Genomic DNA, 22,050 nt, shown 5'->3' on the forward strand with positions numbered 1-22,050 from the left:
CCGCCGGGTCGCCGCTCTGGTCGGTGGCCGAGCGGGTCCAGGTCAGAGCGCCGCCCTCGTCCAGTTCCGGCATGCTGCGATAGGGCTCCAGTCCGCCCTCGCCATAGATGGTCGAGATGTCGGTGTGGACGAGCCCGGCATCGATCAGCTGGCCGATGATGAAGGGCATGCCGCCGGCCTGATGGAAGCGGTTCACGTCGGCGGTGCCGTTGGGATAGACGCGGGCCAGCAGCGGGACGACCGCCGACAGTTCCGCGAAATCCTCCCAGTTCAGCTCGATGCCGGCGGCGGCAGCGATGGCCGGGATGTGCAGGGTGTGGTTGGTCGAGCCGCCGGTGGCGAGCAGCCCGACGATGCCGTTGACCAGCGCGCGCTCATCGACGATGCGGCCGATGGGGGTGCCGGCGCCGGGCGTGGTCATCTCCACTACCCGGCGGGCCGCCGCATCGGTCAGCAAGTCGCGCAACGGCGTGTTGGGATTGACGAAGCTGGCGCCCGGCAAATGCAGGCCCATGATCTCCATCAGCATCTGGTTGGTGTTGGCGGTTCCGTAGAAGGTGCAGGTGCCGGGCGCGTGGTAGGACTTGGACTCGGCCTCCAGCAGTTCCTCGCGGCCGACCTTGCCCTGGGCGTAGAGCTGGCGCGCCTTGGCCTTGTCGGCATTCGACAGGCCGGACGGCATCGGGCCGGCGGGCACGAAGATCGTCGGCAGATGACCGAAGGCGAGCGAGCCGATCATCAGGCCGGGGACGATCTTGTCGCAGATGCCCAGGCACAGCACACCGTCGAAGGTGGCGTGTGACAGCGCGACGCCGGTCGCCAGCGCGATCACGTCGCGGCTGAACAGCGACAACTCCATCCCCTCATAGCCCTGGGTGACGCCGTCGCACATGGCGGGCACCCCGCCGGCGACCTGCGCCACGCCGCCGGCCGCACGCACCGACTCGCGGATCATGGCGGGATAGCGCTCGTAGGGCTGATGGGCCGAGAGCATGTCGTTGTAGGCGGTGACGATGCCGATCGACGGCTGGGTCTCGCCGCGCAGCGCCGCCTTGTCGTTCGCCCCGCAGGCCGCGAAGGCGTGGGCCAGGTTGGCGCAGCCAAGGCGGTGGCGGTGCGGCTTCCCGCCGGCGCTTTCCAGCCGCGCCAGATAGGCGGCACGCCGGTCGCGGCTGCGCTCGGCGATGCGCTCCGTCACGCGTGCAACGACAGAATTCAGGGGGGCGGGCTTGCTCATGATCGCGTCTCGACCGTTTGTGGGAGGCGATGATTTCCGGAACGGACCATACGCCTGAGGGGACGGGCTGTGAAGAAAATTTTTTTCATATATGGAGTGGCGCAGCTGGATTTCTCGCCATGCACGGCAAAATTCTTCATAGTGGCAGGAGCGCTCCTTGCAGCACCGCGCCTGTCCGGCCAGCAGCAGCTCCGCCCAATCCAGGGAGTTAACTTTACGTCATGGCACCCCCGGTCAACAGCGCAGCCGCCAATCCTGCACCAATGGACATATTGGAAGAGGTTCGCCGGCTGCGGGGCGACCTGAAACGGTCGGAGGGGCAGATCGCCGATCTGGTTCTGAGCGACCCGCGGCGGGTGCTCGACCTCAATGTTACCTCGCTGGCTCTGGCGGCCGAGGTCAGCGAGGCGACGGTCGTCCGCTTCTGCCGCAGCGTCGGTTGCGGCGGCTTCCCGGACTTCAAGCTGCGGCTCGCCGAATCGCAGGCGCGCGATGCATTGCGCGACGAGGTGCGCGGCGGCACCCCCTATGTCAGCCAGCATGTGGCGCCGGACGATGATGTCGGCACTCTGGCGCGAAAAATTTTTTCATCGAGTGCAGCCGCCCTGACCGCCGCGTCCGCCGCGCTCGACGACGGTGCGCTGGAGCGCGCCATCGCCCTGCTGGCCGATGCGCCGCGCGTGCTGTGCGTCGGCACCGGCGGGTCGAGCGCGCTGGCCCAGGACGCGGCGCACAAGCTGCTGCGCTTCGGCGCCGACGCCCAACCCTGTGCCGATCCGGTGCTGGCACGCATGCTGCTGGTCAATATGGCGGCCGGCGGGGTGCTGCTGGCGCTGTCCAACACCGGGCGCAGCGGGACGATCAACGAGTTGGCGGCGGCGGCGCGGGCGCAGGGCACTGCCGTGGTGGCGATCACCGCGCCACGCTCTCCGCTGGCGGCGATGGCGAGCGTGGTCATCGCCAGCGAGCCGGTGGAGGACACCGAGATGTACACGCCGATGGCCTCGCGGCTGGTGCATCTGACGCTGATCGACGTGCTGTCGACCGGCGTGGCTCTGCGGCTGGGCGACCCGGCGGTGCGGCAGTTGGCCAAGGTGAAGGCGGCGATCAATGCCGGACGACTGCCTCCCCTAACCTGACGACCCTGGCTCTGACGACCCCGTCCCTGATGACCGCCGGCCGGCAGCATGCCGCATGCGTCATCCGACCATCGACCAAGACGGACTGGCCTGAGCGTGGCCGCGCGGGTCGCTCTTGTACCATCGTCGAATAATTACGCGAACGAACGATTGCTATCCTCGGCCGCAATCAGAATCGGCAACCGTCCTGCGCACCCGCGAATCTGGGATCGGCGGCAGGACGGCAAGCGGGATCCCGAAAGACGGATGCAGGAAGAGGACGCACAGATGACGCTCAGGTTCGCCACGCCGCCCAAACGCCTCCGCCGTCTGGCGCCTTTCGCTCTTGCCGGGGTGATGGCGGCGGGCCTCGCCGGTCCGGTCTTCGCCCATGGCGATGTCACCCCGCAGCCGGTCGACACCACCGGGCTGGAGAAGCTGGGCGAGACCTGGCGGGACAGCAACCCCTATCGCGGCAATGAGCGCGCCATCGAGATCGGCGCATCGGCCTTCAACCAGAACTGCGCGCGCTGCCATGGGCTGGGCGCCGTGTCCGGCGGCATCGCTCCCGACCTGCGCTATCTGGAAAAGGGCGACGCCGGGGACGAGTGGTTCAAGGAGCGCGTTACCAACGGCTCGATCCGCAACGGCGTGACCTATATGCCGAAGTTCGGCGAGGCGTTGGGCCAGGAGGCTCTGTGGGCAATCCGCTCCTGGCTGGAAACCGTGCACGAGGAATGACGGCCAGGTCCATTTGAAGGAGGTCCATGCGATGGCACTGCGGCATGTTCGCACACAAAACAATTGATGCCATTCGCGGTATTGCACCTCCCCATTTCGGTCTGACACAATGGATGCGGGAAGTTGTCCCGCAGTTCGTTCCATCTTCCGCTGCGCAGGGAACCGCAGGCCATGACCCGGATCCTGATTGCCGACGATCACCCGATGGTGCGCGATGCTTTGCGCAGCGCGGTGCTCTATTCCTGCCAAGCCACCGACGTGATGGAGGCGGACCGCCTCGACAGCGTCATGCAGGCGCTGGAGGAGCGGGGCGACCTCGACCTCGTTCTGCTGGACGTCAACATGCCGGGCATGAACGGGCTGGGCGGGCTGCGCACGTTGCGCCAGCGTTTTCCGGCCACTCCGGTCGTCGTCGTTTCCGCCCATGAGGAGCGCCGGTGGGTACGCGAGGCGATGGAGAGCGGGGCCGCCGGCTTCATTCCCAAATCGACCCCGCGCGACGCCATCGCCGCAGCGCTGCGGCAGGTGCTGAACGGCGAACTCTATGTTCCGCCCTCCGCCACCGACGAGGATGGCGCCGAGGATCCGGAAGATGCGGAGACCGCGGAGATCGCGCGCCGCATCGCCACGCTGACGGCGCAGCAGTTGCGGGTGCTGGAATTGCTGGGCACCGGCAAGCTGAACAAGGAGATCGCCTTCGACCTCAGCATCACCGAGACGACGGTGAAGGCCCATGTCTCTGCGATCCTGCAGAAGCTGAAGGTCTACAGCCGCACCCAGGCGGTGGTGATCGCCAACCGCGTATTGGCCGACCGGCGGTGAGCGAGTATACGCACTTACCCCCACCCCGACCCTCCCCCGCTGGGCGGAGGAGGGGGATAAGCGATTGTTCAGGAGAGTGGCGGAAGTCCCTCCCCCGCCCAGCGGGGGAGGTTAGGTGGGGGTCTAACTTCCCCAGAATCGCCAGTCTCCTCCTCTCCTTCACGCTGCTCGCCGCCCCAGCCCTCACCACCCCAGCCCTCGCCGCCGGCGTGCCGCAGCCGGACGGCTACCGCCTGTCCGAGTACCGCTCCCCGACGCCCGACGGTGTGACCGGTGCAACGACGGTCGACACCCCCGCCGTGCAGTCCCTGCTGTCGCAAGGGCGCGTCGTCCCGATCTTCGTCCAGCGGCTGGAGCGCAGCACGCTGCCCGGCGGTCCCTGGCTGCAATCGAAGCCCTACCGACAGATCCCCGGCAGCGTCTGGCTGCCCAATGTGGGCGTCGGCGCACCGGACGCGGCAACGCTCGGCTGGTTCGAATCCCATCTGGACCGACTGACCGGCGGCGACCGGGCGCGTGATCTATTGTTCTACTGCCTGTCCGATTGCTGGCTGTCGTGGAACGCGGCCAAGCGGGCGGTGTTGCTTGGATATGCCCGGGTCCATTGGTACCCGACGGGCATCGACGGCTGGATGGAAGCCGGTCTGCCGACGGAGGAAGCGCATCCGCTGCCGCCGCCGGCGGCGCCTGCCCCCTGAAGCCGCGTGCGATCCGCCGCCGAAAGAGGTGGCGGATTACACCATGGTAGCATGGCGGTCGGCCGCCTCGGACCGCTACTCTTCATCTTGCCAACCATCATGGTCAGCAACAGTCAGCAAGCAGGAGTATCACGCGATGAAGACCTGGCGCAAACCCAAGACCACCGAGATCGCCGTCGGCACCGAGATCAACGCCTACGCCTGCGCCGGCCTGTAAGCCGGACGATATGGGACCGGGGAAGCACGGCGTGACTTCCCTTCCCCGGCCCTTCCTCTCAGGATCGCGTTCAAGACGGTGGCCATGAAGATTCTCGTACTCGGTTCGGCGGCCGGCGGGGGCTTCCCGCAATGGAACTGCGCCTGCGAGGGATGCCGCCGTGCCCGTTCCGGCGACCCGGCGGCGAAGCCGCGCACCCAATCGTCACTGGCGGTAACCGCCGACGGCGAGCGCTGGCTGCTGTTGAACGCCTCGCCCGACCTCGGCGCGCAGTTGCTCGCTAGCCCGCAGCTTCATCCCCAAGGAGCCTTGCGCGGCAATCCGATCAGCGCGGCCCTGCTGACCAACGCCGACATCGACCATGTCGCCGGGCTGCTGACCCTGCGTGAATCCCACCCCTTCGCCGTCTATGCCACGCCGCGCGTCCATGGCGTGCTGGCCGCCAACAGCGTCTTCAACGTGCTGAACCCGGAACTGGTCGCCCGCCGAGCGATGGCGCTGGGCCAGCCCTTCCAGCCCGCCGGGGCCGATGGCCGCCCGCTGGGGCTGGAGGTGGAAGCCTTCGCGGTGCCCGGCAAGGTGGCGCTCTATCTGGAGGATGCCTCCGCCGGCCCCGGATTCGGTTCCGTCGCCGAGGACACAGTGGCGCTGCGCATCCGCCCGACCGACGGTTCCAGCGACGGCTTCTTCTACATCCCCGGCTGCGCCGGGATGCCGGACTGGCTGGCCGACCGGCTGTTCGGTGCGCCGCTGGTGCTGTTCGACGGCACCACCTGGACCGACGACGAGATGATCCGCAGCGGCACCGGCATCAAGACCGCGGCGCGGATGGGCCATATGCCGATGTCGGGACATGCTGGCAGCATGGCCGCCTTCGCGCCGCTGAACGTCGCCCGCAAGATCTACATCCACATCAACAACACGAACCCCGCCCTGCTGGAGGATTCGCCCGAACGGGCGGAAGCCGAGGCGGCCGGCTGGCGCATCGCCCATGATGGGCTGGAGCTGACCCTATGACCGATTTCATGTCCCGCGAGGAGTTCCGCGCCGCCCTCTATGCCATCGGCGAGCGGCAGTATCACGACCTTCACCCGTTCCATCAGCTGCTCCACGGCGGCAAGCTGCAGAAGGGGCAGATCCAGGCCTGGGCGCTGAACCGCTTCTATTATCAGGTGTCGATCCCGCGCAAGGATCTGACCATCATGTCGCGCATGGACGACCCGGCACTGCGCCGCGCCTGGATGCAGCGCGTGCTGGACCATGACGGGCTGACCCAGACCGGCGAGCTGGACGAGACCAAGGTCGGCGGCATCGAACGCTGGCTGCGGCTGACCGACGGGCTGGGGCTCGATCGCGATTATGTGAAGTCGCTGGAAGGCATCCTGCCCGCCACCCGCTTCGCAGTGGACGCCTATGTCAATTTCGTCCGCGACCATTCCTTGCTGGAGGCGGTGGCCTCCTCGCTGACCGAGCTGTTCGCGCCGTCGATCCACCGCGAGCGCATCGCCGGATTCGAGCAGAACTATGCCTTCGCCAACGACAGCACGCTGTCCTACTTCCGCAAGCGGCTGGACGAGGCGCCGCGCGACGTGGAGTTCGGGCTGGACTATGTGCTGACCAACGCCAAGACAGGCGAACAGCAGCGGCAATGCCTGCGCGCCCTGCGCTTCAAGACGGAGCTGCTGTGGGCGCAGCTGGACGCCCTGCACCATGCCTATGTCACCCCCAACCTGATCCCGCCCGGCGCCTTCGTGCCGGAGGACATGGAACCGACGCGGTACAGCCGGTGAACGCGATCGCCCCCCATCTGGCCGAGACCGACCGGCTGCGGCTGGCTCCCGGCGTCATGCTGCGCAACGACCGCCGCCGCGGCCAGTGGATGCTGATGGGGCCGGAACGGCTTCTGGTGCTGGACGAGATGGCGCTGGCGATTGTCCGCGCCTGCGTCGGGCCGGAGGTCGCCGACGTGGCCGCCGGCATCGACCGGCTGACCGTGGAATATGATGCCCCGCGCACCGAGGTCGCCGCCGACGTGCTGGAGATGCTGACCGACCTGCGCAACAAGGGCTATGTCGTCACATGAGGTGCCTCCCCAGGAGATGCGTCCAATGAGCTGCGCCCTGCCCGCCTTCGCCGCCGCTTCCAATGCCGAACCGGCCCCGCCCTTCGCCGTGCTGATGGAGTTGACGCACCGCTGTCCGCTGCGCTGCCCCTACTGCTCCAACCCGGTGGCGCTCGACCCCGCCAGCGCCGAGTTGGACACCGCCACCTGGAAGCGCGTGCTGGACGAAGCGGCCGACGTCGGCGCCCTGCAGGTCCATTTCTCCGGCGGCGAGCCCTGCGTCCGCAAGGATCTGGAGGAGCTGGTCGCCCACGCGACGGAAATCGGGCTCTACAGCAATCTCATCACCTCGGCCGTGCTGCTCGACCAGCCGCGGCTGGAGCGGTTGCAGCAGGCCGGGCTGCAGCATGTGCAGATCAGCCTGCAGGACTCCGAAGCCATCGGGGCCGACCGCGTCGGCGGCTTCAAGGGCGGCCATGCGAAGAAGCTGGAGGTCGCACGGGCGGTGGTCAGGCAGGGTCTGGCGCTGACCATCAACGCCGTGCTGCATCGCCACAACATCGACCGGGTGAACGATGTCATCGATCTGGCGATGGACCTCGGCGCCGGGCGGATCGAGATCGCCAACGTGCAGTATTACGGCTGGGCGCTCGCCAACCGCGCGGCGCTGATGCCGTCGCGCGACCAACTGCTGGCAATGGACGCCGCGGTGCGTGCCCGGCTGCCTGAACTGGCCGGCCGGATCGTGGTCGATTACGTCGTGCCCGATTATTACGCCCGCCGGCCGAAGAGCTGCATGGGCGGCTGGGCGCGCCGCTTCATGAACGTCAACCCGCGCGGCCGGGTCCTGCCCTGCCATGCGGCGGAGACGATTCCGGGGATGGAGTTCGAGACGGTGCACGACCGCAGCCTGTCCGACATCTGGCGCGACGGCCCGGCCTTCACCCGCTACCGCGGCACCGACTGGATGCCGGAGCCCTGCCAATCCTGCGACCATAAGGAAGAGGATTGGGGCGGCTGCCGCTGTCAGGCGCTGGCGCTCGCCGGCAGCGCCGATGCCACCGACCCGGTTTGCGAACTGTCACCGGCCCATGCCGACGTGGCGGTGCTGCGCGACCGCGACGCTGCGGCTCTGGGGACGGAGTGGACCTATCGCGGCGCCTGACCTCCCATCTCTATAGGAAACGTTCGAGCACCATCTGCGTCGTCACGTCGGCCACGCCGGGCAGTCCGGCAATGGCGGCGCGGATCGCTTCGATGCCGCGGATGTCGGGCGCCTCCGCCCGGATGACCAGATCGATGGCCCCGGCCACCGCGTCCATCGCGACGATGCCGGGTATCCGCCGCAGTTTGGGAACCAGCTGGGCACAGGTCCGCCCGGCCTCGTGGCGCAGCAGGAAATAGGCGGCGACACCGTCGGCGGCCGGGCCTTCCTCGACCGTCGTGAAGCCCCGGATGACCCCCGACTTCAGCAGCCGGTCCAGCCGTTCCTGGGTGGCGCTGCGCGACAGCCCGATGTCGCGGGCCAGCGCCACCAGCGTGCGGCGGGCGTCCTTGCGCAAGGCCGTCAGCAGAAGCCTGTCCTTCTCGTCCATCCCCGTCCCCACGACCCTTATTTTCCGAGCTGGCGCCCGGCGGCGAAATGCCGGTCGGCCGGCATCTTGCCGGGCTGCAACCGGCAGCCTTTCGGCGGACCTTAGCGGACAGGGACCATGGACGATTTGAACGGAGTATCCAATGACCTTGCTTCCGGACGCCTCGCTTCTGCTGCTGGTGGATATGCAGCGCGCCTTCGACGGGCCGTCCTGGCCGCGGCGCTGGAACCGCGCGGCCGACGACAACGGCCTGCGCCTTCTTCAAGCCTGGCGGCGTAGCGGCCGGCCGGTGATCCATGTGCGTCACGATTCGGTGGGGCCGGCCTCCACCCTTCGCGTTGGGCAGCCCGGCAACCGCTTCCGCGAAGGATTCGAGCCGGTGGACGGTGAAGCGGTGGTCAGCAAGAGCGTCAATTCGGCCTTTATCGGCACCGACCTGGATTTGCGGCTGCGCCGGCTCGGCATCGAACGGCTGGTGGTGTTCGGCATCTCGACCGACATGTGCGTTTCGACCACGATCCGCACCGGCGCGAACATGGGATGGCCGATTACGCTGGTCAGCGATGCCTGCGATTGCTTCGAACTGCCGGACGGTCAGGGCGGGACGATCCCGGCGGAACAGGTCCACGCCGTCCATGTCGCCACGCTGCGCTATGAATTCTGCGAGGTGACCACCACCGCCGGGATCATCGAGAGCCTGTAGCCCACCCAGACCAGTCGGGCGACGACCGTTCAGGCCTTGTCGCCCGATCCCCCCTTCTTGCCGCCGCCGTCCTGCTTGTTGACGGTCGCCCAGGCGCGCCGCTCGGCCTCGTCGTGGGAGACGCCACGCTTTTCGTAGCCTTCCTCGATATGCTCGGCCTTGCGCTTCTGCTTGTCGGTGTATTTGTCCTTGTCGCCTTGGGACATCGGGTCCTCCTATTGCGGTTGCCCGCACAACAGCCCCCGGCAATGGGAAGTTCCTCCGCGGAATAGGCTGAAACGCATATCCGGGACCGGACAGACGAAAAGCGCGGCTTGCCGTAAGCGGCGCCGTCACCCATCCTTTCCCCAATACTTTCAGGGGGAGGTTCAGGGGTGTTCACGATCTTCAACAAGGGTCGCGCCATCATGGGGGCGGCGGTGCTGGCATTCGGGCTGGTCGCCGGTACGGCGCAGGCGGCGGACGCGGTCCGCGTCGGGTCGAAGCTGGACGCGGAAAGCGGGCTGCTCGGCACCATGATCCTCCAGGTTCTGCAGGCCAACGGCATCCCGACGGAGAACAAGATCCAGTTGGGCCCGACCAAGATCGTGCGCGGCGCGCTGCTGTCCGGTGAGATCGACATCTATCCCGAATACACCGGCAACGGCGCCTTCTTCTTCAACATCGACAGCGATCCGGTCTGGAAGAAGGCCGGCGCCGGCTATGACAAGGTCCGCCAGCTCGACAAGGAGAAGAACGACATCGTCTGGCTGAAGCCGGCCCCCGCCAACAACACCTGGGCGCTGGCCGTCCGCCATGACGTGGCCGACGCCAACAAGCTGAAGACGATGGAGGATTTCGCAAAATGGGTCGGCGGCGGCGGCAAGGCGAAGGTCGCCGCCTCCGCCGAGTTCGTGGAAAGCCCGGCGGCCCTGCCCTCCTTCCAGCAGACCTACGGCTTCACGCTGAAACCCGATCAGATGCTCGTGTTGGCCGGCGGCGACACCGCCGCGACCATCCGTGCGGCGGCGGAACAGACCTCCGGCGTCAACACCGCCATGGTCTACGGCACCGACGGCGCCATCGCGGCCCTCGACCTCGTCGTGCTGGCCGACACCAAGGGCGCGCAGATGGTGTATGAGCCGGCGCCGACCGTCCGTGCCTCGGTCCTGGCGGCCAACCCGAAGATCGCCGACCTGCTGAACCCGGTCTTCGCCAGCCTGGACGCCGAGACGCTGCGCGGTCTGAACGCCAAGATTTCGGTGGATGGACAGGACCAGAAGCAGGTCGCCACCGAATACCTGAAGTCCAAGGGCTTCCTGAAGTAAGCCGGCGACGTGACCAGCCGCCTGCGCCTGCACAACCGCGTCGCCCTGCTGATGGCTCTGGCCGCTCTGGCCGCCGCCGTCACCTTGCCGTTCCTCGGCTTCGCGCCCAACCGGCTGTTGTCCGGACGGCCGGTTGGGCTGTGGAATGCGGTGCTGGGGCTCGGCGGAACGGCGGCCCTGCTGCCGGGGCTGGTCCTGCTGGCGACGCCCTTCCTGCGGCCCACCCGCTTCGGACTTAGCCTGACCGTCGCGGCCGGCGGGCTGTTCACGGCCGGACTGGTTTGGCTGGCGGGCGCCGAGGCGGCGGCACTGGCGCAGGGGGCGTCCGCGGCGGCACGGACCTCCTTCGCCTCCGGCTTCTGGGTGATGGCGGCGGCGGGTCTGCTGGCGGCGGTCGATGCTGCGCGCCGGCTGGGGCTGGGTGCCGTCGGCCGGCTGGCGGTGGGCGGAGCGGTGGCCGCGCTGGTGGCGCTTCAGCTGGCGTCCGGCCATCTCGACGCGCTGTCGATCCTCAAGGAATACGCCAACCGGCGTGAGGTGTTCGCCGACGCCGTGCTGCGCCATGCCATGCTGGTGGTGGCGGCGCTGGTCCCGACGCTTCTGATCGGCATACCGCTGGGCGTCGCCGCGCACCGGGTGCAGGCGGTCGGGCGCGCGGTGTTCCCGATCCTGAACGTCGTGCAGACGGTGCCGTCCATCGCCCTGTTCGGACTGCTGATGGCGCCGCTGGCCGCACTCGGCGCCATGCTGCCGGGATCGGGGATCAGCGGGGTCGGGCCGCTGCCGGCGGTGATCGCGCTGACGCTCTATTCGCTGCTGCCGATCGTGCGCAACACCGCGGTCGGGCTGGACGGCGTGCCCGCCCCGGTGCGGGAGGCCGCGAGGGGCATGGGGCTGACGCCGCGCCAGATCTTCCTGCGCGTCGACCTGCCGCTGGCGCTGCCGGTCTTCCTGTCGGGGTTGCGCATCACCGTGGTCCAGGCGGTCGGGCTGGCGGCGGTCGCCGCGCTGATCGGGGCCGGCGGCCTGGGCGCCATCATGTTCCAGGGGCTTTTCGCCAACGCGCTGGACCTCGTGCTGCTGGGGGCCGTTCCCGTCATTCTGCTGGCGGTGGCGGCCGACGCCCTGTTGTCCATCGGCATCGCCGCCGCCACCCACCGCATCGGCGCTCTGCCGGGAAGGAGTGCGCCATGATCGAATTCGAGCGCGTGACCAAGCGCTTCGGCTCCTGGACGGCGGTCGATGCCGTGTCCTTCACCGTGGCGGAGGGGGAGTTCCGCGTACTGATCGGACCGTCCGGCTCCGGCAAATCGACGGTGCTGCGGATGATCAACCGGCTGATCCCCGCCGACGAGGGCGCCATCCGCATCGACGGGGAGGACATCGCCTCGCTGAAGCCCGAGGAGCTTCGCCGGCGCATGGGCTACGTCATCCAGTCGGTCGGGCTGTTCCCGCACTGGACGGTGGAGCGCAACATCGCCACCGTCCCCGGCCTGCTCGGCTGGCCCAAGGCGCGCATCCGCGACCGGGTGACCGAGTTGCTGGAACTGCTGAACCTCGACCCCCGCCGCTACCGCGGCGCCTATCCGCACCAGCTGTCCGGCGGGCAGCAGCAGCGCGTCGGCGTCGCCCGCGCGCTGGCGGCGGAACCGCGCATCCTGCTGATGGACGAGCCGTTCAGCGCGCTCGACCCCATCACCCGCGCCAGCCTGCAGACGGAGCTTTCGGCCATCCATCGCCGCACCGGCACCACCGTGGTCTTCGTCACCCACGACATGGACGAGGCCTTGCTGCTGGGCGACAGCATCGCGGTGATGGACCATGGCCGGCTGATCCAATGCGCCTCCCCCCTCGACATCCTGACCCGCCCGGCCAGCCCGCTGGTCCGCGACCTCGTCGGGCGCGAGGAATGGGGGTTGAAGCGGCTGGCGGTGGAGACGGTCGGCGACCGCGCCCGCCGGCAGGAAAGCGCGGCCGGCGAACCGCTGGCTGCCGAGACCCCGCTGCACCGCGCCCTGTCGGAGATGGTCGCCCGCGGCACCGAACGGCTGCCGGTGGTGGACGGCGACGGCCGGCCGGCCGGCGTGCTGCACCTGTCCGACCTCGTACGTTCCAACACGGGTGGGACGGCATGACCGTCGCCGGCATGGCCCCGCGCGCGTTTCTGACCGACCGGCTGATGCTGGGACTGGTGGCGCTGGTGGCGCTGGTGCTGGGTATGCCCTCGCTGAAGCCGCTGTTCGCCACGCTGTTTCCCCGCCTGGACCGCCCGCTCTACGAGGCGGAAAGCTTCGTCCGACTGACCCTCGACCATATGGCGCTGGTCGGCATCTCCAGCCTTGCCGCGATCCTGCTCGGCGGCGGGGCGGGCATCGCCGTCACGCGCCCCTGGGGGCGGGAGTTCCGCGGCCTGCTGGAAACCGTCGCCACCATGGGCCAAACCTTCCCGCCGGTGGCGGTGCTGGCGCTGGCGGTGCCGGTGATGGGCTTCGGATCGGAGCCGGCGCTGATCGCGCTGACGCTCTACGCGCTGCTGCCGGTGGTGGAGAACACGGTGGCCGGGCTGGACGGTGTTCCGGCCGCGGTGCTGGATTCCGCCCGCGGCCTTGGCATGGGACCGGCGGAGGTGCTGTTCCGGGTGGAGCTGCCGCTGGCCGCCCCGGTGATCCTGGCCGGCGTACGCACCGCCGTCATCATCAATGTCGGCACCGCCGCCATCGCGTCGACCGTCGGCGCCAAGACCCTCGGCCTGCCCATCATCGTCGGGCTGAACGGATCCAATCAGGCCTACGTCATCCAGGGCGCCCTGATCGTTGCCGCGCTTGCCGTGGTGATCGATGCCGGATTCGACCGCTTGGCCGGATGGCTGGCACGCTGGTCGCAACGCTGAAAAAGCCGCGATATTTCAGATAGTTATCTTGCGTGAGACACTTAATATTCTTTTAGCATTCCGGTAAGAAACAGTTAGTACCCGAAAGCCGATTAGCGCGCTTATGGTCGCTTCCGAACACAGATCGTTCGGAATGCAACATCGCCGCATGCTCCGCCGCTTCGATGAAGAGCGGGCATGAGGGCGCCGCGAAAAAGAATCCCCGCATCCGAACGGTCCCAAATTCAGGGAGACCGCCACCATGACCATCCGTCCAATGGACCCTGTCCGGGCCCTGGAACGCATGATGCTGATCCGGGCCTATGAAGAAACGCTGATCGACCTGCACGGACGCGGGCGCGCCGCCGGCACCTGCACCTCGGTCGGGCAGGAGGCGCCGGCCGTCGGCGTCGTCTCGGCCCTGACCGCCGACGACCTGATCCTGACCAACCACCGCAGCGCCGGCCATCTGCTGGCCCGCGGTGCCGATCCCGGCCGCATGCTGGCCGAGGTGATGGGCAAGCAGGACGGCTATTGCGGCGGCAAGAGCGGGTCTCTGCACATCTCCGCCAAGGAACTGGGCGTCGTACTGACCTCCACCATCGTCGGCGGCGAACTGGCGCTGGCGACCGGCGTCGGGCTGTCGCGGACGATGTTGAGCAAGCCGGGGCTGAACAAGCCGGGCATCGTCGCCTGCTTCTTCGGCGACGGGGCCGCCACTGAAGGGCGGTTCCAGGAATCGCTGAACCTCGCGGCGGTGTGGAAGCTGCCGATCCTCTATGTCTGCGAGAATAACCAGTGGCAGGCCTTCGTCCACCGCAAGGAGACGATGCTGGCCGACGGCATCGCCGGTCAGGCGGCGGCGCTGGGGGTGGAGAGCGCGGTGGTCGACGGCAACGATCCGCTGGCGATGTTCGATGCCGCCAGCGCCGCCATCGACACCATCCGCCGCACCGGCAAGCCCTTCCTGCTGGAGGCGATGACCTACCGCCTGCGCGGCCATTTCGAACCGGACGACCAGGGCTATGTCGACAAGGCCGAGCTGGCCCACTGGCGCGACCGCGACCCGATCCTGTGCCTGCGCGCCCGGCTGGAGCGCGAAGGCCGCCTGACCGCCGACGGTGTCGCCGCCATCGAGGCACGCGTCCGCGCGACGATGGAGGCCGCAACGGCCTTCGCCGACGCCAGCCCCTATCCGGGCCTCGATGCCCTGACCACCGACGTCTACGCCTGAGCGGAGGCCCACCATCATGACCACCATGACCGTCAACGACGCGATCTCCGCCGCCCTGGCCGAAGAGATGCGGCTCGATCCCACCGTGATGATCTTCGGCGAAGGCGTCGCCACCAAGCGCCACGACCTGCTGGCGGAGTTCGGCGCCGCCCGCGTCCGCAACACCCCGCTGGCGGAGGGCATCATCGCCGGCACCGCCGCCGGGGCCGCCGCCACCGGCCTGCGCCCGGTGGTTGACCTGCTGTTCGCCCCCTTCCTCTGCTATGCGATGGACGAGATCGTCAACAGCGCCGGCAAGCTGCGCTACATCTCCGGCGGGCAGTTCAAGTTTCCGATGGTGGTGCTGGCGATGACCGGCGCCGGATGGGGCGTCGGCGCCCAGCACAACCACAATGTGGAAAGCTGGTTCGTCCACAGCCCCGGCCTGAAGATCGTCATGCCCTCGACCCCCGCCGACTTCAAGGGGCTGATGAAATCGGCGATCCGCGACGACAACCCGGTTCTCGTCTTCGCCGACATCGCGCTCGGCTACAGCGCCGGCGAGGTGCCGGAGGACGCCGCCGCCATCCCGCTGGGCAAGGCGGCGGTGCGGCGCGAGGGCCGCGACGTGACGCTGGTCTCCTATGCCAAGACGGTCGGCACCTGCATGGCCGCCGCCGACACGCTGGCCGCCACCGGCATCGACGCCGAGGTCATCGACCTGCGCAGCCTGAAGCCGCTGGACGAGGACGCCATCCTGCGCTCCGTCGCCAAGACCGGCCGGCTGGTGGTGGTGCATGAGGCGAGCCGGCTGTGTGGCGTCGGTGCGGAAATCGCTGCCCTGGTGGCGGAAAAGGCCTTCACCAGCCTGCGGGCACCGGTCCTGCGCCTGACCGGCCCCGACGCCCCGGCTCCGGCCAGCTTCCCGCTGGAGCAGGCCTTCGTGCCGCAGGCCGATGCGGTGGTCGCCGCGGTCCGCTCGCTGGTGGCCGAACCGGCGACCGTCTGATCGCATAGACCGGGTGCGGGATGCGGCGCCGGCCGTAAGGTCAGCGCCGCACGCCGGCGGCGATGCGGTCGGCCAGCGTTCCGACCGCCTGGCTCATCGCCCGGACCTGGGCATCGGGTCCGGTACCGGCGGACGGCACCTCCACGGTCTCGCGCGTCGGGCCACTCTTGCGCCCACCGGTGCCGGGCGACAGGCTCCATTGCGCATCCAGAACCACGCGGCCGGTGGCGTCGGCGTCGAAGCGCAGCACGGTGACGGCCACCACCGCCGTTCCATCCGCCACGCTGCTTCCGGCCGTAGGCAGCACCGTCGTGCCCGGCAGACGCGCCGACAGGTCGCCGGCCAGCGTGGAGCGCAGCCCGTCGGCCAGCGGTTCGGCCCAACGGTCGAACTCCAGCGTCTCCACCCGGTTGCCGTCGATCCGGCGGACGATCTGCGGCCGGTCGATCAGCATCGGCAGGTCCAGCGACCCCAGCGCCAGCATTTGCGGCGCGGACCGGGCGGGCTGCGCCGTGCCGGCGGGCGGCACCACCGCCAGCGTGTAGAGCCGGCTCTCCGGCGTCGACTGGCAGGCCGCCAGCACGAGAAGCGGCGCCGCCAGCGCGGCGTTCCGCAATCCGCGCACCCAATCCATCACCCTTTTCTCCCCATTCCGTTACCTCTTGCCCCGAATCAGAGCCTCCGGGTGGCGTTCCAGATAGTCGGCCAGCACGCGGAAGGACCGCGCGGCGTCGTTCAACTGCCGCATCACGCCGGCCAGATCGGCCTGTCCGCCTCCGCCGCCCAGCAGCCCGTTGGCGCTGTTCAGCGTGCCCTGGGCCGCGGTCGCCACGCCGCGCAGGCTCTTCACCAACTGCGGCAGTTGCCGGTCGGCGTCGCGCATCAACGCATCGGCGCTGCCCAGCGCCTTGGCGAGCGCCGCCAGCGAGCGCGCGAGGTCCGGAGAGCCGGCGACACCGCTGATCGACTGCAAGGTGCCGCGCAGATCGGCCAGCAGCGCGTCGAGCGGCAGCGCCGCCACCTTGTCCATCACCTGCCCGGCCGACCGGGTCAGGGAGTCGAGGTCGCTGGAGGCGACGGTGGGCAGGTCCGACCGCTCGGTCCCCGGCGCCGTCGGCGGGTTGCCGGGCTCGTAGTCGAAGGACACCAGCTTCTGCCCGGTCAGCAGATTGCCGGATGCCAGCCGGCCACGCAGCCCCTTGGTGACCTGCGTGGCGACCAGCTCGCGCACCGCAGCCTCGTCCATTGGCTTGCCGTCGATCACGGCATAGGTCCGGGCGACCAGATCGGGTTCGATGTCGATGTCGACGGGGATGTGCAGTTCCTGCTTTTTCTCGTCATACTCCAGCCGCACGGCGGCGACGTGGCCGACCGTCAGGCCGCGCATAAGCACCGGCGCGCCGGCCTGCAACCCCTGCACCGAGCCCGCGAATTCCAGCCGGTAGCGCACGCGCAGCCGGTCGCGCGCCGCCGCGGCGGAGGCCTGATCCTCGTAGAGGGTGAAGGTGGCCCAATCCTTGGCCTGCGCCCCGGCCTCCGGATCGGGCGGGGTTTCCAGAACGACGCCGCCCAGCGCCAGCGATTTCAACGATTCGGTCTGGAACTTGATGCCGTCGGCTCCGGCGGAGAACTGGATGCCCGACGACCGCCAGAAGCGGCTTCCCTCATGCACCAGTTCCTCGTAGGGCGCGCGGACGAAGACCGACACCGACACCGTGCGGTCCTGCGGCGACAGGTTGTAGCCCATCACCTCGCCGATCTGGACGCCGCGGAAATAGACGGGGGAGCCCTGGGCCAGCGACCCCAGCTGTTCCGTTTTCAGGTTGAAGCTGCGCCCCGGCACGTCGGCGCGGATGACGGGAGGCTCGTCCAGCGCGTCGAACTCCCGCCGATCGTCGCCGCCGCCCGGCTCCATCTCCACATAGGTGCCGGACACCACGGTGCTGAGCCCCGACACCCCGCCCAGGCTGAGGCGCGGCGCCACCACCCAGAATCGGGTGCCCTCCTTGAGGTGACGGGTGGCGGTGCGGTCCATGCGGGCGGTGGCGATGACCTGCGACAGGTCGTCGGACAGCCGCACCGATTCGATCACGCCCAGATCGACGTTCTTGTGCTTGATCCGGGTGCGTCCGGCCTCCAGCCCGTCGCCGGACTGGAAGGTGATGACGATCTGTGGCCCGCGCTCCTCGTACCAGCGCCAGCCGAGCCAGCCGGCGATCAGCACCGCCACCAGCGGCAGGATCCATAAGGGCGACAGCCGCCGGCGCGTCGGCGTCGCGACCTCTGGCGGATGGCCGCCCGGAGTCTCGTCAGCCATGCCGCGCCACCCCCGCCTGTTCGTCTGGAACCGGATCGGGTGGCTCCTCTTCCGCCCGGTCCCACATCACGCGCGGGTCGAAGACATGGCTCGCCAGCATGGTCAGCACGACCACGGAGGCGAAGGCGACAGCGCCGGGATCGGCGCGGACGGAGGCGACGGCGCCGAACTGCACCAGGGCCGTGAGGATGGCGATCATGAACACGTCGATGTTGGACCAGCGCCCGATGGCGTCGATGATACGGTACAGCCGCGTCCGGGCATGCAGCCTCGCGGCCGAACGCCGCCACGCGGCCAGCAGGAACCAGCCGAGCCCCGCCAGCTTCAACACCGGCACGGCGACGCTGGCGACGAAGACCAGAATGGCCAGCGGCCACAACCCGGCTTCCGCCAGTTCGTGCACGCCGCTGAGGATGGTGCTGGGGGCGCCCTGGCCGAAATTGATGACGGTCATCACCGGCAGCAGGTTGGCCGGGATGTAGAGGACCGCGCCGGCCGTCACCAGGGCGGCGGTGCGCTCCAGGCTGTTCGGCTCGCGCGGATGCAGGCGGCTGTGGCATCGGGTGCAGCGCTCCGGCGCCGGACCATGGTCGCAGCCATGGATGCGTTGGCAGACGGTGCAGGCGACCCAGCGCGCCGGTGCCGGCGCGCCGGACGGCGGCACATGGTCGATGGCCTGCCAGATCCGGCGGCTGTCGAGCGACAGATCCATCAGCGTGCGGACCAGCACGAAGCCGCCCAGCGCCAGCCCGCCGGACAGGATTTCGGCATTGGCGAAGCCCTTCAGCCGCGAATAGCCGACCAGGAGCCCCAGCAGGAAGACGTCCAGCATCGCCCACGGGCGCAACCGCTCGGCCCAGGCGAACAGACGCGCCGTCTCCCGCACATGGGTGGGCGGCCGCCCCTCGTGCAGGCGCTGCAGAACGGCGATCACCGCCATGTTGCGGGCAAAGGGGGCGGCCAGCACCAGCGCGCCGACCAGCAGCGCCAGCGGCCACATGCCCTGGTCCGCCAGCGTTTCGACCCCGGTGACGACCAGGCTGGTGCGGTCGTTGCCCTGGATGTTCACGCCCATCAGCGGGTTGGCGACGATCAGCAGCAGCAGCAGGGCGCCGGCGACCGCCACCGGCAGCGCATGGTGCAGCCCGCCCCGGCTGTGCCGGAACAGCACCGCCCCGCAGCGGGTGCATTCGGCCCGGCGGCCCGGCGCCGGCAGGCGGATGCGGTGCAGGCGTCCGCAGTCGTGGCAGGCGACGAGATCGTCACGCACCTCCGCCACCGGCCCCCTCAACCCTTCCTTGCCCAATCCGACCGACATGCACGCACTCGAACCTTCAGAACTGCGAAACCCGCTCTCCAATTGGCTTTTTTGCGCGGCTGCGCAAGCCCTTGCGAAGCGGATAGGCGAAAATCTGCCGCACCGCAGCATGGTGGACAACGGGCCAGGACCAAGTCCGGGAATTCGCGATTGACCGAAAGATTATGTACATACATTATCGCCGAAACGTCACATCGCAACGCGGCGCGGAGAGCGGGGTGCAGGGGTTGGTACGGCAAGGCCTGACCGGACAGGAGCGCGGTGACGGACCGGCTTCCCAGCCGGGCGATCCGGTGCAGGGTCGCCTTTCTCCGGCCGGCGCTCCGGATACCGTCGCCGACGGCAACCTCGATGGCCGCGGCCCCCTGTTCGACCAGATCAAGCGCGCGGTCGCCGGCCAGATCCTGCGCGGACGCTGGCAGGCCGGCCAGCGGCTTCCCAACGAGGCGGAACTGTCGAGCCTCTACGGCGTCTCCCGCCAGACCGTGCACAAGGCCATCGCCCTGCTGGCGCGGGAAGGGTTCCTGGTCCGCCGCCGCCGCGCCGGCACCTTCGTCGCCACCAGTCGCCGCGACCGCTTCGCCCTGCCCATCGAGGACATCGGCGACGTGGTTGCGCGGGAGGGGCGTGTCTACGAATTCCGTATCCGCGACCGCAGGAGCCTCCGCAACGGCGAGGGCATCCGCTGGCCGGACCTGCCCGACGGAACGCCGATCCTGACTCTGGAATGCCTGCATTTCAGCGACGGGACGCCGATCCAGCACGAACGCCGCCTCGTCAACCTCGACGTCGTGCCGGAGGTGATTGACGAACCGTTCGACGTCGTGGCACCCAGCCGTTGGCTGGTCGACCGGGTTCCCTGGTCGTCGGCCGACCACACCGTGCGGGCGGTCAACGCCACGGCGGAGATGGCGGCACTGCTGGGGGTGGAAGCCGGCACGGCCTGCCTGTCGATCAGGCGGCAGACCATGCATCTCAGCCGGCCGGTGACACTGGTGCATTTCCTGTCGGTGGGCGACCGCTTCAGCCTCAGCGGGTCGTCGATCACCGACAGCGCGACAGAGTTGAATTTGTAAACACAAATGGACCGGCGACAGCCGCCGGCCGCAACAGGGGGTCCTTTCATGATGGAGAGCAAGGTTATGGTTCGGACGATGGTCAAGGCGGCGCTGCTGGGCGCCACGATGTTGGCCGCCGGTGCCGCCGCCGGCACGGCGATGGCCGACACGCTGGCCGACGTGAAGAAGGCGGGCGTCCTGACCGTCGCCACCGAGATGCAGTTCCCGCCCTTCGATTTCCTTGAGAACAACGAATACAAGGGCGTCGACCGCGACCTGATCGACGAAGTGGCGAAGGAGCTGGGCGTCAAGGCCAAGTATATGGATCTGCCCTGGACCAGCGTGCTGCCCGGCCTGGAAGCCAAGAAGTTCGATCTGGTCATTGCCCCGGTGACGATCACGAAGGAGCGCATGAAGCGCTACGCCTTCACCGTTCCGATTTCGGAGGCGACCGCCGCCCTGATGAAGCGCGCCGACGACAAGGCCATCAACAAGCCGGAGGACATCGCCGGCAAGAAGGTCGGCGGCGGCAAGGGCACCTCGCAGCTGGCCCAGGTGAAGGAATTCGGCCAGACCCTGCCGACTCCGCCGGACGTGCGTGAGTATGTCGACAGCAACCAGTCCTACGCCGATCTGGCCGCCGGCCGCGTCGACGCCTCGGTCAACTCGCTGCCGAACCTGAACTTCGCCGCTGCCCAGCGCAAGGACACCTTCGCCGTCGTCCTGCCCCCCTTCGGCAAGCCCTCCTACTTCTCCTGGGTCGGCCGCCTGGACGAGAACGACAAGAGCCTGATCGAGGCGGTCAATGCCGCCCTGGTGAAGATCCAGAAGGACGGCCGCATGGCGACCATCCAGAAGAAGTGGTTCAATATCTCGCAGGAACTGCCGACCACCGTTCCGGAACCGCAGCTGTAAGGCGGAACGGACCCGGATATCTCCCTCTCCCCCCCGGGGAGAGGGTCGGGGTGAGGGGGAAGCGCGGTGTGGCTTTGCTAAGGAATGCAACGCGCCATGCCTCCCCCGTACCCACGTCATGCATCCCCCTCACCCTAACCCTCTCCCCGGGGGGGAGAGGGGACAGGTCGCGGCTCCGCCGTAATCAAAGGCCCACTCGATGAAGTTCAGCGTCATCATCGACGCCCTTCCCTATCTGCTGGGGGCGGCCGTCACGACCATCTGGGTCTCGCTGCTCGGCGTGCTGCTGGGGCAGGTGATCGGCGTTGTCGTCTGCGTGGCTCGTCAGTCCGGTGGCCGGGCGGCCGACATGGCCGGCGGCGTCTATGTCAGCTTCTTCCGCGGCGTGCCGCTGCTGATCCAGCTTCTGCTGATCTACTATATGCTGCCGCTGATCGGCATCGACGTGCCGCCGCTGGTCGCCTCCGTCGCCGCGCTCGGCCTCGCGTCCGGCGCCTATGTGTCGGAGATCTATCGCGGCGCGCTGAACGCCGTCCCGCACGGACAATCGGAAGCGGCGCTGGCGTTGGGCTTCCCTGGCCGGTCGATCTGGACACGCATCCTGCTGCCGCAGGCCTTCCGCATCTCGGTTCCCGCGCTGGTCAACGAGCTGATCCTGCTGCTGAAGGCGTCCTCGCTGATCTCCGTCGTCGGGGTGGCGGAGTTGACGCGGACCAGCCAGACCATCTCGGCCAGCAACTACCGTCCGCTGGAGATCTATCTGGCGGCCGGCCTCATCTATCTGGCGATCAACGGCGCGCTGGCCCTGTTCGGCACGCTGGTCGAACGCCGCCTGCAACAGGCCTGATCCG

The 22,050-nt window shown here is 68.7% G+C and carries 25 protein-coding genes (1 of these 25 only partly in view); 19 read left to right on the top strand and 6 right to left on the bottom strand.

Annotation, left to right across the window (positions count from 1 at the left end; genetic code table 11):
* On the bottom strand, nt 1-1,219 hold the 5' portion of the coding sequence (gene edd, locus ACCD06_RS04000) for a phosphogluconate dehydratase (RefSeq protein ID WP_413339414.1). Its footprint begins 602 nt before the window's first position; 1,219 of the gene's 1,821 nt are visible here — the first part of the coding sequence; it begins with the start codon at nt 1,217-1,219; its stop codon lies off the left edge, out of view.
* Between the two features lie 239 nt (nt 1,220-1,458).
* On the opposite strand from edd, the gene ACCD06_RS04005 reads away from it, so the two are divergent.
* The 9 genes from ACCD06_RS04005 (at nt 1,459) to pqqE (ending at nt 8,060) form a co-directional block, all read left to right on the top strand.
* On the top strand, nt 1,459-2,376 hold the full coding sequence (locus tag ACCD06_RS04005; protein ID WP_413338964.1) for an SIS domain-containing protein: 918 nt from the start codon (nt 1,459-1,461) through the stop codon (nt 2,374-2,376).
* A gap of 267 nt (nt 2,377-2,643) precedes the next feature.
* Entirely contained in the window at nt 2,644-3,096 is a 453-nt protein-coding gene (pedF, locus tag ACCD06_RS04010) for a cytochrome c-550 PedF (RefSeq protein WP_413338966.1), read from the top strand.
* Nucleotides 3,097-3,267: 171 nt separating this feature from the next.
* Nucleotides 3,268-3,918: a response regulator gene (locus tag ACCD06_RS04015; protein WP_109153670.1), complete on the top strand. Its 651-nt coding sequence runs from the start codon at nt 3,268-3,270 to the stop codon at nt 3,916-3,918.
* A 209-nt stretch (nt 3,919-4,127) separates the two neighbouring features.
* Nucleotides 4,128-4,616: a rhodanese-like domain-containing protein gene (locus tag ACCD06_RS04020; protein ID WP_109074821.1), complete on the top strand. Its 489-nt coding sequence runs from the start codon at nt 4,128-4,130 to the stop codon at nt 4,614-4,616.
* 28 nt (nt 4,617-4,644) lie between these two features.
* A complete protein-coding gene (gene pqqA / locus ACCD06_RS04025) occupies nt 4,645-4,833 on the top strand; it encodes a pyrroloquinoline quinone precursor peptide PqqA (RefSeq protein ID WP_247874459.1) in 189 nt (62 codons plus the stop codon).
* An 84-nt stretch (nt 4,834-4,917) separates the two neighbouring features.
* Complete coding sequence (gene pqqB, locus ACCD06_RS04030; protein ID WP_109074820.1) at nt 4,918-5,850, top strand: pyrroloquinoline quinone biosynthesis protein PqqB; 933 nt, start codon at nt 4,918-4,920, stop codon at nt 5,848-5,850.
* Nucleotides 5,847-6,623 (top strand): pyrroloquinoline-quinone synthase PqqC, encoded by a 777-nt coding sequence (gene pqqC, locus ACCD06_RS04035; RefSeq protein ID WP_199232126.1) that lies wholly within the window; start codon nt 5,847-5,849, stop codon nt 6,621-6,623. Before pqqB ends, pqqC begins: the two co-directional genes overlap by 4 nt.
* Nucleotides 6,620-6,916, top strand: a complete 297-nt coding sequence (gene pqqD, locus ACCD06_RS04040) for a pyrroloquinoline quinone biosynthesis peptide chaperone PqqD (protein WP_109074819.1) — start codon at nt 6,620-6,622, stop codon at nt 6,914-6,916. The genes pqqC and pqqD overlap by 4 nt, the downstream gene beginning before the upstream one ends.
* Nucleotides 6,917-6,941: 25 nt before the next feature.
* Nucleotides 6,942-8,060, top strand: a complete 1,119-nt coding sequence (gene pqqE, locus ACCD06_RS04045; protein WP_109074818.1) for a pyrroloquinoline quinone biosynthesis protein PqqE — start codon at nt 6,942-6,944, stop codon at nt 8,058-8,060.
* A gap of 10 nt (nt 8,061-8,070) precedes the next feature.
* On the opposite strand, the gene ACCD06_RS04050 is transcribed toward pqqE, so the two are convergent.
* Nucleotides 8,071-8,490, bottom strand: a complete 420-nt coding sequence (locus ACCD06_RS04050; RefSeq protein ID WP_109074817.1) for an Lrp/AsnC family transcriptional regulator — start codon at nt 8,488-8,490, stop codon at nt 8,071-8,073.
* 142 nt (nt 8,491-8,632) lie between these two features.
* Between ACCD06_RS04050 and ACCD06_RS04055 the strand changes: the two genes are divergently transcribed.
* Nucleotides 8,633-9,193 (top strand): cysteine hydrolase family protein, encoded by a 561-nt coding sequence (locus ACCD06_RS04055; RefSeq protein WP_413338971.1) that lies wholly within the window; start codon nt 8,633-8,635, stop codon nt 9,191-9,193.
* A gap of 29 nt (nt 9,194-9,222) precedes the next feature.
* Here ACCD06_RS04055 and ACCD06_RS04060 read toward each other — a convergent pair whose 3' ends face one another.
* Nucleotides 9,223-9,399, bottom strand: a complete 177-nt coding sequence (locus ACCD06_RS04060) for a hypothetical protein (RefSeq protein WP_169054941.1) — start codon at nt 9,397-9,399, stop codon at nt 9,223-9,225.
* A 168-nt stretch (nt 9,400-9,567) separates the two neighbouring features.
* On the opposite strand from ACCD06_RS04060, the gene ACCD06_RS04065 reads away from it, so the two are divergent.
* From ACCD06_RS04065 to ACCD06_RS04090, 6 genes are all read left to right on the top strand, one after another.
* Complete coding sequence (locus ACCD06_RS04065) at nt 9,568-10,500, top strand: ABC transporter substrate-binding protein (RefSeq protein ID WP_136703491.1); 933 nt, start codon at nt 9,568-9,570, stop codon at nt 10,498-10,500.
* A 9-nt stretch (nt 10,501-10,509) separates the two neighbouring features.
* Entirely contained in the window at nt 10,510-11,694 is a 1,185-nt protein-coding gene (locus ACCD06_RS04070) for an ABC transporter permease (protein ID WP_413338973.1), read from the top strand.
* Nucleotides 11,691-12,635 carry an ABC transporter ATP-binding protein gene (locus ACCD06_RS04075; protein WP_413338976.1) on the top strand — a complete coding sequence of 315 codons (945 nt, stop codon included), beginning with the start codon at nt 11,691-11,693 and terminating at the stop codon, nt 12,633-12,635. Before ACCD06_RS04070 ends, ACCD06_RS04075 begins: the two co-directional genes overlap by 4 nt.
* Nucleotides 12,632-13,390 carry an ABC transporter permease gene (locus tag ACCD06_RS04080; RefSeq protein ID WP_413338978.1) on the top strand — a complete coding sequence of 253 codons (759 nt, stop codon included), beginning with the start codon at nt 12,632-12,634 and terminating at the stop codon, nt 13,388-13,390. Before ACCD06_RS04075 ends, ACCD06_RS04080 begins: the two co-directional genes overlap by 4 nt.
* Before the next feature lie 241 nt (nt 13,391-13,631).
* The gene (locus ACCD06_RS04085) at nt 13,632-14,603 is read left to right on the top strand and encodes a thiamine pyrophosphate-dependent dehydrogenase E1 component subunit alpha (protein WP_413338980.1); all 972 of its coding nucleotides are present in this window, start codon (nt 13,632-13,634) and stop codon (nt 14,601-14,603) included.
* Between the two features lie 16 nt (nt 14,604-14,619).
* Nucleotides 14,620-15,591, top strand: a complete 972-nt coding sequence (locus ACCD06_RS04090; RefSeq protein WP_413338982.1) for an alpha-ketoacid dehydrogenase subunit beta — start codon at nt 14,620-14,622, stop codon at nt 15,589-15,591.
* Nucleotides 15,592-15,631: 40 nt separating this feature from the next.
* On the opposite strand, the gene ACCD06_RS04095 is transcribed toward ACCD06_RS04090, so the two are convergent.
* Genes ACCD06_RS04095 through ACCD06_RS04105 form a run of 3 tightly spaced genes read right to left on the bottom strand, consistent with a single transcriptional unit; the run spans nt 15,632 to nt 19,226 of the window.
* Nucleotides 15,632-16,225 carry a membrane integrity-associated transporter subunit PqiC gene (locus ACCD06_RS04095; protein ID WP_413338984.1) on the bottom strand — a complete coding sequence of 198 codons (594 nt, stop codon included), beginning with the start codon at nt 16,223-16,225 and terminating at the stop codon, nt 15,632-15,634.
* 21 nt (nt 16,226-16,246) lie between these two features.
* A complete protein-coding gene (locus ACCD06_RS04100) occupies nt 16,247-17,908 on the bottom strand; it encodes an intermembrane transport protein PqiB (protein WP_413338986.1) in 1,662 nt (553 codons plus the stop codon).
* Nucleotides 17,901-19,226, bottom strand: coding sequence for a paraquat-inducible protein A (locus ACCD06_RS04105; RefSeq protein ID WP_136703497.1), 1,326 nt, complete (start codon nt 19,224-19,226; stop codon nt 17,901-17,903). Before ACCD06_RS04105 ends, ACCD06_RS04100 begins: the two co-directional genes overlap by 8 nt.
* Before the next feature lie 218 nt (nt 19,227-19,444).
* On the opposite strand from ACCD06_RS04105, the gene ACCD06_RS04110 reads away from it, so the two are divergent.
* From ACCD06_RS04110 to ACCD06_RS04120, 3 genes are all read left to right on the top strand, one after another.
* The gene (locus ACCD06_RS04110; protein WP_413338988.1) at nt 19,445-20,302 is read left to right on the top strand and encodes a GntR family transcriptional regulator; all 858 of its coding nucleotides are present in this window, start codon (nt 19,445-19,447) and stop codon (nt 20,300-20,302) included.
* Nucleotides 20,303-20,350: 48 nt separating this feature from the next.
* Nucleotides 20,351-21,199 carry a transporter substrate-binding domain-containing protein gene (locus ACCD06_RS04115; protein ID WP_413338990.1) on the top strand — a complete coding sequence of 283 codons (849 nt, stop codon included), beginning with the start codon at nt 20,351-20,353 and terminating at the stop codon, nt 21,197-21,199.
* 199 nt (nt 21,200-21,398) lie between these two features.
* Nucleotides 21,399-22,046 carry an amino acid ABC transporter permease gene (locus ACCD06_RS04120; protein ID WP_109156661.1) on the top strand — a complete coding sequence of 216 codons (648 nt, stop codon included), beginning with the start codon at nt 21,399-21,401 and terminating at the stop codon, nt 22,044-22,046.
* The last annotated feature ends 4 nt before the right edge of the window (nt 22,047-22,050 follow it).

This window comes from Azospirillum sp. CT11-132, assembly GCF_047302835.1.
Lineage (GTDB): Bacteria > Pseudomonadota > Alphaproteobacteria > Azospirillales > Azospirillaceae > Azospirillum.

What these genes read in the sequence shown, in the direction of transcription:
- ACCD06_RS04005 (WP_413338964.1), top strand. Translation starts at nt 1,459, where the DNA reads ATGGCACCCCCGGTCAACAGCGCAGCCGCCAATCCTGCACCAATGGAC.
- pedF (WP_413338966.1), top strand. Translation starts at nt 2,644, where the DNA reads ATGACGCTCAGGTTCGCCACGCCGCCCAAACGCCTCCGCCGTCTGGCG.
- ACCD06_RS04015 (WP_109153670.1), top strand. Translation starts at nt 3,268, where the DNA reads ATGACCCGGATCCTGATTGCCGACGATCACCCGATGGTGCGCGATGCT.
- pqqB (WP_109074820.1), top strand. Translation starts at nt 4,918, where the DNA reads ATGAAGATTCTCGTACTCGGTTCGGCGGCCGGCGGGGGCTTCCCGCAA.
- pqqC (WP_199232126.1), top strand. Translation starts at nt 5,847, where the DNA reads ATGACCGATTTCATGTCCCGCGAGGAGTTCCGCGCCGCCCTCTATGCC.
- pqqE (WP_109074818.1), top strand. Translation starts at nt 6,942, where the DNA reads ATGAGCTGCGCCCTGCCCGCCTTCGCCGCCGCTTCCAATGCCGAACCG.
- ACCD06_RS04050 (WP_109074817.1), bottom strand. Translation starts at nt 8,490, where the DNA reads ATGGACGAGAAGGACAGGCTTCTGCTGACGGCCTTGCGCAAGGACGCC.
- ACCD06_RS04055 (WP_413338971.1), top strand. Translation starts at nt 8,633, where the DNA reads ATGACCTTGCTTCCGGACGCCTCGCTTCTGCTGCTGGTGGATATGCAG.
- ACCD06_RS04060 (WP_169054941.1), bottom strand. Translation starts at nt 9,399, where the DNA reads ATGTCCCAAGGCGACAAGGACAAATACACCGACAAGCAGAAGCGCAAG.
- ACCD06_RS04075 (WP_413338976.1), top strand. Translation starts at nt 11,691, where the DNA reads ATGATCGAATTCGAGCGCGTGACCAAGCGCTTCGGCTCCTGGACGGCG.
- ACCD06_RS04080 (WP_413338978.1), top strand. Translation starts at nt 12,632, where the DNA reads ATGACCGTCGCCGGCATGGCCCCGCGCGCGTTTCTGACCGACCGGCTG.
- ACCD06_RS04085 (WP_413338980.1), top strand. Translation starts at nt 13,632, where the DNA reads ATGACCATCCGTCCAATGGACCCTGTCCGGGCCCTGGAACGCATGATG.
- ACCD06_RS04090 (WP_413338982.1), top strand. Translation starts at nt 14,620, where the DNA reads ATGACCACCATGACCGTCAACGACGCGATCTCCGCCGCCCTGGCCGAA.
- ACCD06_RS04095 (WP_413338984.1), bottom strand. Translation starts at nt 16,225, where the DNA reads ATGGATTGGGTGCGCGGATTGCGGAACGCCGCGCTGGCGGCGCCGCTT.
- ACCD06_RS04100 (WP_413338986.1), bottom strand. Translation starts at nt 17,908, where the DNA reads ATGGCTGACGAGACTCCGGGCGGCCATCCGCCAGAGGTCGCGACGCCG.
- ACCD06_RS04105 (WP_136703497.1), bottom strand. Translation starts at nt 19,226, where the DNA reads ATGTCGGTCGGATTGGGCAAGGAAGGGTTGAGGGGGCCGGTGGCGGAG.
- ACCD06_RS04115 (WP_413338990.1), top strand. Translation starts at nt 20,351, where the DNA reads ATGATGGAGAGCAAGGTTATGGTTCGGACGATGGTCAAGGCGGCGCTG.
- ACCD06_RS04120 (WP_109156661.1), top strand. Translation starts at nt 21,399, where the DNA reads ATGAAGTTCAGCGTCATCATCGACGCCCTTCCCTATCTGCTGGGGGCG.